9 protein-coding genes are annotated in these 14,164 nt (G+C 70.8%); 8 read left to right on the top strand and 1 reads right to left on the bottom strand.

What is annotated here, in order from left to right; genetic code table 11:
- The first annotated feature begins 281 nt into the window (after positions 1–281).
- From IO40_RS0114610 to IO40_RS0114645, 7 genes are all read left to right on the top strand, one after another.
- The gene (locus IO40_RS0114610) at positions 282–1,493 is read left to right on the top strand and encodes an SIS domain-containing protein (protein WP_016472765.1); all 1,212 of its coding nucleotides are present in this window, start codon (positions 282–284) and stop codon (positions 1,491–1,493) included.
- Between the two features lie 125 nt (positions 1,494–1,618).
- Positions 1,619–2,803 (top strand): mannose-6-phosphate isomerase, class I, encoded by a 1,185-nt coding sequence (manA, locus tag IO40_RS0114615; protein WP_016472766.1) that lies wholly within the window; start codon positions 1,619–1,621, stop codon positions 2,801–2,803.
- A 38-nt stretch (positions 2,804–2,841) separates the two neighbouring features.
- Positions 2,842–3,810, top strand: coding sequence for a cation diffusion facilitator family transporter (locus tag IO40_RS0114620; protein ID WP_016472767.1), 969 nt, complete (start codon positions 2,842–2,844; stop codon positions 3,808–3,810).
- Between the two features lie 853 nt (positions 3,811–4,663).
- Positions 4,664–6,019 carry a cytochrome P450 family protein gene (locus IO40_RS0114625; protein ID WP_016472768.1) on the top strand — a complete coding sequence of 452 codons (1,356 nt, stop codon included), beginning with the start codon at positions 4,664–4,666 and terminating at the stop codon, positions 6,017–6,019.
- 495 nt (positions 6,020–6,514) lie between these two features.
- Positions 6,515–7,849 (top strand): cytochrome P450, encoded by a 1,335-nt coding sequence (locus IO40_RS0114635; protein ID WP_106963929.1) that lies wholly within the window; start codon positions 6,515–6,517, stop codon positions 7,847–7,849.
- A 1,404-nt stretch (positions 7,850–9,253) separates the two neighbouring features.
- Positions 9,254–10,714, top strand: a complete 1,461-nt coding sequence (ahcY, locus tag IO40_RS0114640) for an adenosylhomocysteinase (protein ID WP_016472770.1) — start codon at positions 9,254–9,256, stop codon at positions 10,712–10,714.
- A gap of 358 nt (positions 10,715–11,072) precedes the next feature.
- Positions 11,073–11,687 (top strand): hypothetical protein, encoded by a 615-nt coding sequence (locus IO40_RS0114645; RefSeq protein WP_031030329.1) that lies wholly within the window; start codon positions 11,073–11,075, stop codon positions 11,685–11,687.
- Between the two features lie 107 nt (positions 11,688–11,794).
- On the opposite strand, the gene IO40_RS0114650 is transcribed toward IO40_RS0114645, so the two are convergent.
- Positions 11,795–12,766, bottom strand: coding sequence for an RDD family protein (locus IO40_RS0114650; RefSeq protein WP_031175531.1), 972 nt, complete (start codon positions 12,764–12,766; stop codon positions 11,795–11,797).
- Between the two features lie 86 nt (positions 12,767–12,852).
- On the opposite strand from IO40_RS0114650, the gene IO40_RS0114655 reads away from it, so the two are divergent.
- On the top strand, positions 12,853–13,860 hold the full coding sequence (locus tag IO40_RS0114655) for a stage II sporulation protein M (RefSeq protein ID WP_031175532.1): 1,008 nt from the start codon (positions 12,853–12,855) through the stop codon (positions 13,858–13,860).
- Positions 13,861–14,164: the final 304 nt, after the last annotated feature.

Genomic DNA, 14,164 nt, shown 5'->3' on the forward strand with positions numbered 1-14,164 from the left:
GGGACCTGCCCCGGCCCTGTGCACGGTTGCGTGCGGCACGGTGCCGGCCCGCGCCGAAACCGCTCGCTGTGCGGGGCCGAGGCCGCACGGGAGACCAGCCGCCCCGCAGGCCGGCTGCCGTACCGGACCGGAAGCGGCGGAGTGCCGTGCGGGCTCCCACCGGGCGGTTCCGTCGGAGGCTCCGTCCGGACGGGCTCGGACGGACGGTCCGCCGCACGCCGGCGCCCCCCCCGGCCCGTGGACGGACGCTCGCACCCGAAGCCGATCGGAGGCTACGGAAGATGCTCGACGAGACACTCCTCGACGCCCCCGAGGACCTCGCCCGCGCCGACGTGCGCGGACTGCTGCGCGGAGCGGCACAGGCGGGGGCCCGGGTCCGTACGGGCCTGCGGCACGCCACCGAGGCCGGTCTGGACGCGCTCCGGCCGGAAGGGCGCCCCCGTGCCCTCCTGGTGGCCGGCCCCGGCCCCGCGACCGCCTGCGTCGCCGACCTGCTCGCCGCCTTCACCAACGGCGCCGTACCCGTCACCAGGCTGGGCCCCACCGGAAACCACGCCGCCACCGGAGCGCTGCGCTGGTCGCTGCCGGGCTGGGCCGGGCCGGTCGACCTGCTGCTGCTCGTCACCCCGGACGGTACGGAAGGCGGCCTCACCGCCCTGGTGGACCAGGCGTACCGGCGGGGCTGCACCGTCGTCGCCGTCACCCCGCAGGGGACGCCCCTGGCGGACGCCCTGGGGGAGAGCCGGGGCCTGGCCGTACCGATAGCTCCCGGCCCCGCCGAGCCGGTCTGGCACGACGGCCCGCCCGCCCCCGCCTCCCCGCCCGGGCAGGAGGCGCGGCCGGGGCCCGCCACGCTCGCCGGGCAGCCCCTCGGCGCGCCCGGCACCTTCTGGGCGCTGCTCACGCCGCTGCTGGTGCTCACCGACCGGCTCGGACTGACCCGGTCGGGGCCGCAGGCCCTCGCCGCACTCGCCGACCGCCTCGACGAGGTCGCCGAACGCTGCGGCCCCGCCGTGGCCCTCTACAGCAACCCGGGCAAGACCCTGGCCGCGGAACTGTCCGGCGCGCTTCCGCTGCTGTGGAGCGAGGGCGCCGTCGCAGGCGCCGCCGCACGCCACTGGGCGGCCGTGTGCGCCACCCTGCCCGGCAGGCCCGCACTCGCCGCGGAGCTGCCCGAGGCCATGGCCGCGCACGGTGCGCTGCTGGCCGGCCCGTTCGCCCCCGGTACGGGTTCCGACGACTTCTTCCGCGACCGCGTGGAAGAGCCCGAGGCGATGCGCCCCCGCGTCGTCCTGCTCCGCGAGGGCCCGCCCGGCAACGACTCGGCCACGGTGCAGGCCCGCGACTTGACCTACGCGCAGGAGACCCCGCTGAGCGAACTCGAACCCGCCGAAGGCAGCAGCCCCCTCCAGGCCGCGGCGGAACTGATCGCCACCGCCGATTTCTGTTCCGTTTACCTGACCCTCGCCGACACCGACTCACCTTGGACATGACCCAGGACGCCCCAGTGGCGTGACAGCCCCCAGCGGCGTGACCGCCCCGGCAGCAGCCCACGAGCAGCAGCCCGCCGACAGCACGGCAGCACGCAGCACCACAGCACGACAGGAACGCACTCCTCATGGACCGTCTGGACAACACCGTCAGGCCCTACGCCTGGGGGTCCACCACCGCCCTGCCCGAACTGCTCGGCGAGACGCCCACCGGCGAGCCCCAGGCCGAACTGTGGATGGGTGCCCATCCAGGGGCGCCGTCCCGGATCGACAGGGGAGCCGGGCCCCGGCCGCTGTCGGACGTCATCGCGGACGACCCTGAGGGCGAACTCGGCGCCCCCAGCGTCCGTGCGTACGGGCCCCGGCTGCCGTTCCTGCTCAAACTGCTCGCCGCAGGGGCGCCGCTGTCCCTCCAGGTGCACCCGGACAACGACCAGGCGGCAGCCGGGTACGCCGACGAGGAGGCACGCGGAGTCCCCCTGGACGCTCCGCACCGCAACTACAAGGACGCCAGCCACAAGCCCGAACTGGTATGCGCTCTCACGCCGTTCGAGGGACTGTGCGGCTTCCGGCACCCGCGGGAGGCCGCCGCCCTGCTGGAGGGACTCGGCGTGGACGGCCTCAAGCCGTACGCCGACATCCTGCGCGCCCGCCCGGAGACCGACGCCCTGCGCGAGGTCCTCACCGCCGTTCTGACGGCCGACAAGGACGAGATGGCCGCCACGGTCGCCGAGGCCGCCGAAGCGGCGGCGGGGCGCCCCGAGTACGCCGTCTACGCGGACATCGCGCAGCACTACCCGGGCGACCCGGGCGTGCTGGCCGCCATGCTCCTCAACCACGTGGTGCTGCGCCCCGGAGAGGCACTGTTCCTCGCCGCGGGCGTCCCCCACGCCTACCTCAACGGCCTGGGAGTGGAGGTCATGGCCAACTCCGACAACGTGCTGCGGTGCGGTCTGACCCCCAAGCACGTGGACGTGCCCGAACTGCTGCGCATCGTCCGGTTCGCACCGACCGACCCCGGGGTGCTGCGCCCCGAGGCGGACCCGGTGACCGGTGAGGAGATCTACGACACCCCCGCAGGGGAGTTCCGGCTCTCCCGCTACACCCTCGTACCCGGTGCCGCGCCGCACTCCCTGCGGGCACCCGCAGCGCAGATCCTGCTGTGCACAGCGGGGACGGCCGTCGCACGGGGCGGAGAGGACGGCACCCGCGAACTCACCCTCGCCCCCGGGCGCTCCGCGTACGTTCCGGCGGACGAGGAAGTCCACGTCTCGGGTGACGGTACGCTCTTCCGCGCCACCGTGGCCGTCTGACAGCCGGCCGCACCGCAGCAGGAAGGGATCCGGAAGACGTGAGTGCATCAGGCGGAACGAAGGCGATCGTCGCCGCGCTGGGCGCCAACCTGGCCATCGCCACGGCCAAGTTCGTGGCGGCGGCGTTCAGCGGATCGGCCTCGATGCTGGCGGAAGGCGTCCACTCCGTCGCCGACTCCGGGAACCAGGCGCTCCTGCTGCTGGGCGGCAAGAAGGCCAAGAAGGCAGCCAGCGAGGAACACCCCTTCGGCTACGGCCGGGAGCGTTACATCTACGGCTTCCTGGTCTCCATCGTGCTGTTCACCATCGGCGGCGTCTTCGCGCTGTACGAGGGCTACGAGAAGATTGTTCACCCACACGAAGTCGAGCACTGGTACTGGCCGGTGGGTGTTCTCGTGTTCGCCATCGTCGCGGAAGGGTTCTCCTTCCGGACAGCCATCAAGGAGTCGAACGAGCTGCGGGGCGCGTTCACCTGGACGCAGTTCATCCGCCGCGCCAAGGCACCCGAACTGCCCGTCGTCCTGCTGGAGGACTTCGGCGCCCTGGTCGGTCTCGTCCTCGCCCTCGGCGGCGTCGGCCTGGCCCTGCTGACCGGCAACGGCGTCTGGGACGGCGTCGGCACCATGTGCATCGGCGCGCTCCTTGTCGTCATCGCTCTGGTGCTCGCCGTGGAGACGAAGTCACTGCTGCTGGGTGAATCCGCGGACCCTGCCGAACGCGACAAGATCCGCACGGCACTCGTCGACGGGGAGACCGTCACCCGCGTCATCCACATGCGCACCCTGCACCTGGGTCCCGAGGAACTGCTCGTCGCCGCCAAAATCGCGGTCCAGCACGACGACACGGCCGTCCGCGTCGCCCGGGCCATCGACGCGGCCGAACAGCGCATCCGCGAGGCGGTCCCGATCGCCCGCGTCATCTACCTCGAACCCGACATCTACCGCGCCCCCGGCGCCGAGTCCGAACCCACCGCCGAGCCCGCCGACGCCACAGGCCCCACCGCCTGACGCCGGCCGGCACGGAACACCGCAAGGCCACGAGGCCCGCACCGCACACGCGGCGCGGGCCTCGCCGCTTGCCCGGAGCGGACGGAGAGCACGCGGGTCACCTCGTCCGGGCAGACGGCAGGCAACGCCTTGCTGTCCGGACGGTTCGTCGCCGCCCCGCGCGTCAGGGGCCACCGCGCACCACTGGCCGCCCCGCCGGTGCGGCGATGACCGGAGTGATGACCGCCTGGACGGTGGTTCCCGAAGCCCGCAGCGCCCGTGTGGGCTGCCGGCGAGCGGCGCGGACGGGGAGTGAGGGTTCCGGCGGCACTCCAGGAGCGGCTGCTGACCGCTGCGCGCGGGCCTGCCGTCCTGCGGGCACTCGACGGCATCGTGCGGCCGGTCGCACCCCGCCACGCCCGCCCGGAACCGCCGGAACCGCTGCCACCGCCGGGACGGCCGCGGTGCGTACGGCTGTCGCCTCGGCGCCGGCGGAGACCAGTCCGTTGTCACCTCTCACGGCAGGCGGGCGACAGCCTTCTTCACCTGAGCTGCGGCTACGGTCCCCACGTGCCAAGGGCAGACCCTCGCCACGCTCAACACCACGACAGCACTCCCTGCCCTCTTCGGCCGTTGCCCGGCCTCCACTTGGCCTTGCCGCCGGCCGGAGGCCTGACGGAGCCGGACACCCGCATCTCCGACGGCCCGGCCACACTTCCGGTCGTCCTCCTGAGCCGCCGTTCCAGCCTGTCGGCCAACCTGGGGTGCGGGCTCCCGAGTTGACTCCTCCGATCGGCGGCTAGGCTGCGGTCCTGGCCTGACCGCGGGCCTCCTGCGGCCGGGCCGGAACATGGCACGTCTATCGGAGGATCCTGTGTCTGGACAGCCGCCCACCTATCCACCGGCCATAGACCCCATCGGACCGGACGGACTGCACCGTCTCTACGGCCCGGAATGGGAGGCGGACCCGATGGCCGTCTTCGAGAAACTGAGGGCCGAGTACGGCGCGTTGGCTCCCGTGCTGCTGCCCGGTGACGTCCACGCATGGCTGGTGCTGGGTCACCGTGAGAACGGCCTTGTCGCGGGCAACGCGTCCGTCTTCTCGCGTGACCCCCGCAACTGGAAGGCGATGAAGGACGGCCTGATCACGCACGACCACCCGTTGGCCCCCGTGACGCGGTGGCAGCGGCTCCTGGTGTTCGTGGACGGCCTGGAGCACAGGTGGATGCGGGACGCCGTCATCGAGAGCCTGAAGAAGTTCGAACAGCGAGGGGTGAGGCGTCTCGTCGTCCAGCACACCGATGAGGCGATCGACGAGCTGGTGGCCGGCGTCGGCCACGGTGAACCGCGCGCTGATCTCGTGGGGCTGGCCAACCGCGTCTCACTGAAAGTCGTGCTGTCGCTCTTCGGGATGGACGACTACTTCGACGCGCTCTCCGCCGACATGCACGAGATGATCTCCGGCGGCACCGGGGCCGCGGCGGCGGGTGCGCGGGTGACCGCGACCTTCCAAGACGTCGTGGAGCAGAGGAAGCAGTCGCCGGGGCACGACCTGCCCTCCATCCTGCTCGCACACGGGATGGACGACGAAGTGGTGCGTGAGACGCTGCGGGTGATCACTGCCGCAGCGAACGAACCGACAGCACAGCTGATGCTGGAAACGTTCGCCTACTACCTCGGAGACCCCAAGTCGCTCCGCGAGCTGCGCGGTGCTTCGACCACCGTGGCAGCGGCGGTCGCCAGGGTGCTGTGGGACCGGCCCCCGATGATCACGAACATCGGCAGGTGGGCGACGGGCACCACGAAGTTGGCCGGCCGGCGGATCGAGGAGGGAGACATGCTCCTGCTGGGCATCGGTGCGGCCAACCACGACCCCGCTGCCCGGGCGACGGGGGACGACCTGCAGAACAACCGGGCCAGCCTCGCGTTCTCGCACGGGCCGCACGCATGCCCCGGCGAGACCATGGGCCGTGGCATCGTCGAGACCTTCCTCGACCGGCTGATGTACCGGTTGCCCAGTGTGCGACTGGCTGCCAAGCCGGAAGAGCTGCCCCGTAAGGCGACCCTGATGATCTGGCAGTTCCTCGAAATGCCCTTCACCTGGGACCGTGACGGAGCGCTGGTTGTGCTGAGGAAGCGCGAAGCCGACGGCCTGGTGGCCGGGGAGCGCATCCGGGTGCCGTCTCCGACCACAGCGAAGTCGGCCATCCCCGAGGTGCGGATCAGCTAGGGCCCGTGCCGACGGCCGCGCCCAGGAGGCGGACGACTTTCGTCCCGCCCCCCTGCGGCCACTCCTCCGGGAGACGGATCGACGTGCGTGTCCACTGGCCCCGCCCTGGCTCTCGGTGTCGGTGGACAGCCACATCCCGGGCTCGACGGCGTTGACGTTCGAGGCCAACCGGCCGGCGCCGTCCAGCCGCTCGGGCCGACTTCGCCCCCTCCTGCACGACGAGGACCCGGTGTACCGCCGTTCCCCGCGTCTCCTGTGCACCACGGTCGCGGACGCGTAACAGCTCTCCGCCGCGGTCGGCCCGACGAGGGGCAAGTGACCCTTTCCGGCGCCTCGTTCGCACCACGGGCGGCCGGTTGTCCGCGCGTTGTCACCCCATCTCCGCTGACGGCCCCATTCCGCCAGGGGGCATGTTCATGGTGTGATCATCGTGCGAGTGCTGCGACCAGAGTGCAATGGGAGACAGGAGGGCTTGCCGTGGGGTGGACACAGGAGGTGCCGAGCGCGCCGGGACGATGGCCGCTGTTGGGCCACGCTGTGCCGCTGATGCGTCAGCCGCTGGATTTCGTCCGCTCCCTCTCGAAGACGGGGCCCCTGGCGCGGGTCGACCTCGGCGGACTCAGCGTGCTCTTCGTGACCGACATGGAGCTGACCAAGGAGGTTTTCACCCGGCACGCCCCGAAGATGACCAAGGGCCGGCTCTTCGACAACATGGAGGCCCTGGTCGGCTGCGGGCTCGCCACCGCGGACCGGGAGACCCATCGCGTACACCGGCGCATCATCCAGCCGCTCTTCGCCGAGCAGCATTTGGCCCGGTACGCCGAGACGATGACGAAACAGGCCGTGCACCTGGCCGACTCCCTGTGGGCGGGCCAGGAACTGTCGGTGGAAAGGGTGATGAGTGACTACTCCATCAACACCCTCACCGCCACGATGTTCGCCGCCGACCTGGATCCGCAGGCCGTCACGACGGTCAGGGAGTCCGTGCGCGTCATCCTCGACACGATGCTCAAACGAGCTGTCATGCCGCCCTGGGCCGACCGGCTCCCCATCCCGCCCAACCGCAGGTTCCTCGCCGCCTCCCGGCGCATACGCGAGGTCATCGAGGGCGTGATCGCGGACACGCCGCGTTCGGACCTGGCCGAGCGCACCGACCTCGTTGCCACGCTCCTGGCCGCACGTGACCGTGAAACGGGTGACCGTCTGAGCGACAGCGAGGTCCGCGACGAGCTGGCCACCATGTTGTTCGCGGGCACGGAGACCACCGCCTCCACACTGGCGTGGGCACTGCACGAACTGGCCACGCACCCCGAAGCGGAGCAGCAGGCCCTGGAGGAGCTGGACGCCGTCCTCGGCGGGCCGCGGCCGGTCACCTTCGAGGACACGAAGAAGATGCCGTATCTGCGCAGTGTGCTGGAGGAGACACTGCGGCTGCACGGGGTCACCCTGCTCATGCGACGGACGGTGGAACCCGTCAACCTCGGCGGGGCCGAGATTCCCGCCGGTACGGAGATCGCACTCAGCCTCTACGCACTGCACCGCGACGGCGCAGTGTTCGGGTCCGATGCCGCCGAATTCGACCCGGACCGCATGCGCACCCACGGCAACTATCTCCCGTTCGGCGCCGGCAACCGGAAGTGCATCGGCAACGACTTCTCCTGGACCGAGTCGTTGATCACCCTGGCGACGCTCCTGCCGCGGTGGCAGCTCCGGCCCGCCGCCGGCTACGCACCCCGCGAAGCGCTCGCCGCGATGGCCAGCCCCACAGGAATCCGGATGACGGCGCATGAGCGAGAGAGGGCGACAGCATATGGGCCGGTCCACTCCTGACCAGCGCCGACGCCCTTCTCCCGGAGGCTGGTGACCTCCGCCACTGCCCACCGCGGCCAACGGAACATGGACGGGGCTGACCGGCACCGCATCCCGGCAGCCCCGCCATCTCGCCGTGCCCCGGACGCGAAGAGGCACTCGCCCGGCTCGCCGCTTCGCTGGCGCCTGCCGGAGCTGCACTGTGGTCGCTTTCGCGGCGAGCAGCAGGTGTACGTCCGCGCGCTCCTCGCCGATGACGCGAACCCGGTGACGCCTGGGCCGCAGCACCGACCCGTCCGAGGATCTCGAAGAGGACGCTGCACGATGACGTCATCCTGGCTTTGGCGGCGACAGAAGCACTCCGAGCACGGAGCGCAACCCGGTCGTGCTCGGCCTTGTTGTGACGCCGACAGGGCACTGGGGCAGGCGGTCTGAGGGCGGCGCCGGCGCCCCGGAGCTCGCAACCCGGTGAGGCGCTCGACAAGACCCTGTGAGTCCGGCCGACGCCGCAGCGGGCGGCGCTGCAGAAGGGCGTGCTCGCTGAGATCCGGATACTGCAGTGGCGGATGCTACGTGAGCGGTAGGCATGAGAGACATCCGCAGCTGCGTGAGGACGGCAGCAGGGCCCTGGCCCCGTCGGCGGCCGGCAACGGCGGAATACCCGGCCGAGCCGGCCGTTGGGATCGCTGACCGAGCCGGCCGTCGGGTCGCTGATGCTCTCCGCGACACCGACGAGCGGAACGCGCTTGCCGCCGACCCGGCTGAGGCCCACATCCTTGTCGTCGTCGGTGGCGTCGGCGACGATCCCGTCCGCCCTGTCGACATCGCCATCACACAGAACGTTCTCGGCCCCGATGAAGCCCCGTGCCTCCGCCTTCACGGCGATACCCGGGGCTCCGCAGCCAGGGCCAGCTCCTCGGCTGCCGTATAGGTGCGCGCGGTACCGGTGGGACAAGCGGTCACCGCAGGCAAGGACGACGCCGTCACGGCCAGGGGGCTGCTTCGTCGCGGCGATCGGCGGGAGTGGTCACGTGGGATCTCCTGGTGGACCGATATGCGTGGGGTGTGACGTCCGTCGCCACCATCACGGTGACAGCGGCGCACCGCGCACAGAATCAGCCGGGACGGCGGAAACGCGGGCGGCCGAAAACCGACCCCGAGCCGCTCTTGCTGTCCCAGGCGCTGATCCGGTCCCCTGGACGGGCGGTGTAAATTCGTAGGGTCAGACGTCGCTGCTGATGGCGGTCGGGAGAGCCCGCACGGCGGGCCACCGAGGGAGAGAGGGCCTCCGACGGACTGAGCTGCGAGCAGGGGACGAGTGTGCCCGGCGACGATGTGCGCCACGCGCGACCGGCACCACACCGTCCCGCGCCGCAGCACGGACCAGCCAGCCTCATATCTCGACAATCGAGGAGCAGCTCGCACATGACGACGACCTCCACGACCGGCCATGACTTCAAGGTCGCGGACCTCTCTCTGGCCGCTTTCGGCCGCAAGGAGATCACGCTGGCCGAGCACGAGATGCCCGGCCTGATGGCGATCCGCAAGGAGTACTCCGCGGAGAAGCCGCTGGCCGGAGCGCGCATCACGGGCTCCCTGCACATGACGGTGCAGACGGCCGTGCTCATCGAAACCCTCGTCGCCCTCGGCGCCGAGGTCCGCTGGGCCTCCTGCAACATCTTCTCGACCCAGGACCACGCCGCCGCGGCGATCGCCGTCGGCCCCGACGGCACCCCGGACAACCCGCGGGGCGTCCCGGTCTTCGCCTGGAAGGGCGAGACCCTGGAGGAGTACTGGTGGTGCACGGAACAGGCCCTCACCTGGCCGAACACGCCCACCGGCGGCCCCAACATGATCCTCGACGACGGTGGTGACGCCACCCTCCTCGTCCACAAGGGCGTCGAGTACGAGAAGGCCGGTGCCGCCCCCTCGGTCGACACCGCCGAGAACGACGAGCACCGCGTCATCCTCCAGCTCCTCAACCGCACCCTCGCCGAGAGCCCGCAGAAGTGGACGCAGCTCGCGTCGGAGATCCGCGGCGTCACCGAGGAGACCACCACTGGCGTCCACCGCCTCTACGAGATGCAGCAGGCCGGCACGCTGCTCTTCCCGGCGATCAACGTCAACGACGCCGTCACCAAGTCGAAGTTCGACAACAAGTACGGCTGCCGCCACTCCCTGATCGACGGCATCAACCGCGCCACCGACGTCCTCATCGGCGGCAAGACCGCCGTCGTCTGCGGCTACGGCGACGTCGGCAAGGGCTGCGCCGAGTCCCTGCGCGGCCAGGGCGCCCGGGTCATGATCACCGAGATCGACCCGATCTGCGCCCTCCAGGCGGCGATGGACGGCTACCAGGTGGTGCGGCTGGACGATGTCGTCGAGACCGCCGACATCTTCATCACCACCACGGGCAACAAGGACATCATCATGGCCTCGGACATGGCCAAGATGAAGCACCAGGCCATCGTCGGCAACATCGGCCACTTCGACAACGAGATCGACATGGCCGGTCTCGCCGCCATCGACGGCATCGTCAAGGACGAGGTCAAGCCGCAGGTCCACACCTGGACCTGGCCGGACGGCAAGAGCATCATCGTCCTGTCCGAGGGCCGCCTGCTGAACCTGGGCAACGCCACCGGGCACCCCTCGTTCGTGATGTCGAACAGCTTCGCGAACCAGACGATCGCCCAGATCGAACTGTTCACCAAGCCGGAGTCGTACCCAACCGACGTCTACGTGCTGCCCAAGCACCTCGACGAGAAGGTCGCCCGCCTCCACCTCGACGCCCTCGGCGCCAAGCTGACCACGCTCCGCCCGGAGCAGGCGGCGTACATCGGCGTCCCGGTCGAGGGTCCCTACAAGCCGGACCACTACCGCTACTGAGGCCCGGGCCCGAGGGACGCGCGCCCATGAGCACTCGTGCCCTTCGGGCCGCACGCACCAGTGGTGACTGCCGCGAGGTGCCGGTCCACGCCGCAACTGGCGTGGACCGGCACCCCGCGCACCGCCCCTCGCCGCCGACGGCGGGATCCGGGGCTGTCCCGGCCCCGGCGCCGCCGGAAGAGCCGTCACAGCCGCGAACGGAGCGAGGCGCTATGGACCGGGGCAGGAGAAGCCCCTCCGGCACCCGGCGCAGCGCCGCCGCCCCCACCGGGCAGGATGGTGGACGTACCCGAAGGCGCGGTGCCCCCTCGTCAGGCGGGGCTGCCGCCCGTCACCACACCGACACCGGACACCGCCCATGCCCCGCGGCCGATATTCGCTGCACGATCCGCACGACCACACCTTCCTCGGCGAAGAACACTTCCACTGCGCCACCGGCCCCTCCGGCTGGCGCTACGTCTCGCAACTCACCACCCCCGCAGGCGAACACGCGGGTTCCGTCGATCTGACACTGGACGCACTGGGCCGGCCACTCCGGCTCGAACTCCACGCCGGCGGCTGGCGGATCCGCGGCGCGGCGCTGGAAGGCGTCACCTGGGTGCGCTCCGACCCCGCGGGTGAGCAGGCACAGGAGGGCAACGTCCCCGCTCATTCCTTCACCGGGGCATCCCCCGCATTTCTCGTCGCGACGGCGCGGCTGCTGCGGCCGGCCCCCGGTGACCGGGCCACCCGCGTACGCCTCGTCGCCTTCACACCCCCCGTCCTCGCTCCCCGTACTCTCGACCAGTCCTGGGCGCTCCTGGACAGCGAAGCACACGCCACTGACAACGGCCCGCTCGTCGTGGAGAACTACCAGGTCAACGACCTGGAGACGGGGGAGCAGCACGCCGTGCACCTGGCCGGGGACGTGGTGCTGGCAGCCCCCGGCATCGAGCTGGAAGACCTCGAATCCCCGCCTTCTACCTTCACCTGACGCACGGTGTCTTCGCCGGTGCACGGGGACGGCCGGCTCTGCACAGCAGCATGTCGAGAACCAGAACCAGAACCAGGTCCAGGACCGCCGCGAGAAGGAAGCCGCGCTTACGAAGGCGGCACGAAACCAGTGGCCGACGGCGATGGCCCGGCCGGCCCCTCGCCCTCACGGCCGGCGGCGCCGCCCGCAGCCTCCGGGCTCTCCGATCCGGCTGCCGGGCTCTCCGAGACATCGCTGACGCCGTCGGCAGGCCGACCCGGCTCACCGGACGGCGAGGCCGGCACCGTCGCGCCAATCGCGTGGGCGGCGGCCGGATCACTCGGCGAAGTGGCGGAACCCGCGAACCGGAGCGCTTCTCGTCGCTGCCGCTCGGCGACCACTCCGGCGAGGAACGTGGCGGCGGACATGCCCGGCGGTACGGGGGCGGCGATCCACGCCCGCATGTCATCGGCCAGCCGTTCGGCGAGCGACCGGCCTGCTGCGGGATCGAGCTGACCGGCCCGCATCAGGTACTGCCGTGCCGCCAGCCACAGGGAGTCCGGCACCCGCGACAGATCCAGTTCCGCGAACTGCTGCGCGAGCCACGGGGGCGGGGGCGGCACGGTCATCCCCTTCGGTACGGGCACGCGTTCCCGCACCACCAAAGTGCCCGCGAACACGTCACCGAGCCGGCGTCCCCGCGCGGACACCAGGGACGCCACGCAGGCGATGAGTCCGAACAGCAGCTGGATCTCCACCACACCGATCGCCCCGCGCACGAGCGCGTGCCGGAACCGTATGGGACCACCGTCCTCCCGGACGACGCGCAGTCCGGCCGCCAGTTTGCCCACTGAGCGGCCACCGGAGAGCGTCTCGACGGCGATCGGCACCCCTACGAGCACCAGCAGGAAAAGCGCCACCTGTACGGCGGCGAGGGCCGCCATGTCCAAGGAAGCCGTCGCCGTGAGCAGCGCCAGACTGATCGCCAGATACACGCCCCAGGCAAGCAGCAGGTCCAGGCAGACGGCCAGCGCTCTGCTCGGCAGCCGGGCAGGACGCAGCCCGAGCACGACAGCGTCACCCGTGACCAGCTCACTCACCGCGTACTCCTCCCGTGCACCCCGCACGTACAGCCGACGCCACTCGCAAACAGTGTCGCAGTACGACGATCTGCCAAGCTCTTTCCATGGACCTGGATGTCTTCGTTGCGGCCCACCGCGCGGAATGGGACCGCTTGGACGCCCTGCTGCGCCGCCACCGCCGACTGTCCGGTGCGGAGGCGGACGAACTGGTGACGCTCTACCAACGAGCTGCCACACATCTGTCCCAGGTCCGGTCGAGCGCGCCCGACCCGGCCGTCACCGATCGGCTCACGCGTCTCGTCGCACGGGCGCGCAGTGCGGTGACCGGCGCACGCACCGCGTCCTGGAGGGACGCCGCACGGTTCTTCACCACGGGCTTCCCCGCGGCTGTCTACCGCGCACGCCACTGGTGGGTTCCGACCGCCCTGCTGTCCGTCGTGCTGACCGCGCTGGTCGGATGGTGGGTCGGCGTTCATGCGGACGTGCGAGCCACCATCGCCGCCCCGCAGGAGCTGCGGGAGATGACCCGGCCGGGCGGCCAGTACGAGGCGTACTACTCGAGCCACCCCGCCACGTCCTTCGCCGCCCAGGTGTGGACGAACAACGCGCAGGCCGCCGCGGTCTGTCTCGTCCTCGGCGTTTTCCTCGGACTGCCCGTGCTGTGGGTGCTGTTCCAGAACGTCGTCAACATCGGCATCGGCATCGGACTGATGCAGTCGGCCGGCCGCCTGGACACCTTCCTCGGGCTCCTGCTCCCGCACGGACTGCTGGAACTGACGGCGGTCTTCGTGGCGGCGGGGACGGGGTTGCGTCTTGGCTGGACGGTCATCGACCCCGGCCCGCGCAGCAGACGAACTGCTCTCGCCGAAGAGGGGCGTTCCGCCATCGGCATGGCGATCGGCCTCGCGGCCGTGCTCCTCGTCTCCGGCGTCATCGAAGCCTTCGTCACCCCTTCGGGGCTTCCCACCTGGGCACGCATTCTCATCGGCGTCGGAGCCGAACTGGCCTTCCTCGGCTACGTCTATGTGATCGGACGACGAGCGGCCAAGTCGGGCGAAACCGGTGACATTGCGGCATCCGATCGCCCGGTGGAGCTGCCCACAGCGGCGTGATGTGCGCGGCCGGGCGCGGACCTGCTACTGTCCTCTCCGCCCCCGAGAAATCCGTTGACACGGAGCATCGTGGGCAGGGGATTCGAACGGTTGCCCCGAGTTGGACAAACTCGAAGGCAACAGTTAGTTTCTTCACCGCTTCGAACGAGGAAATCCGGTCACGGAATTCACCGCAAGAAGCACTCCGAAACCCCGGTCAGATTCCATCTGATAGAGTCGGAGACACCGAAAGGGCAAACGTCCGGAGAGACCGGTGAAACGGTTTCGAAGGAAGCGTCCGTTCCTTGAGAACTCAACAGCGTGC

Source organism: Streptomyces albus subsp. albus, from assembly GCF_000725885.1.
Taxonomy (GTDB): domain Bacteria; phylum Actinomycetota; class Actinomycetes; order Streptomycetales; family Streptomycetaceae; genus Streptomyces; species Streptomyces albus.

What these genes read in the sequence shown, in the direction of transcription:
- IO40_RS0114610 (WP_016472765.1), top strand. Translation starts at nt 282, where the DNA reads ATGCTCGACGAGACACTCCTCGACGCCCCCGAGGACCTCGCCCGCGCC.
- manA (WP_016472766.1), top strand. Translation starts at nt 1,619, where the DNA reads ATGGACCGTCTGGACAACACCGTCAGGCCCTACGCCTGGGGGTCCACC.
- ahcY (WP_016472770.1), top strand. Translation starts at nt 9,254, where the DNA reads ATGACGACGACCTCCACGACCGGCCATGACTTCAAGGTCGCGGACCTC.
- IO40_RS0114645 (WP_031030329.1), top strand. Translation starts at nt 11,073, where the DNA reads ATGCCCCGCGGCCGATATTCGCTGCACGATCCGCACGACCACACCTTC.
- IO40_RS0114655 (WP_031175532.1), top strand. Translation starts at nt 12,853, where the DNA reads ATGGACCTGGATGTCTTCGTTGCGGCCCACCGCGCGGAATGGGACCGC.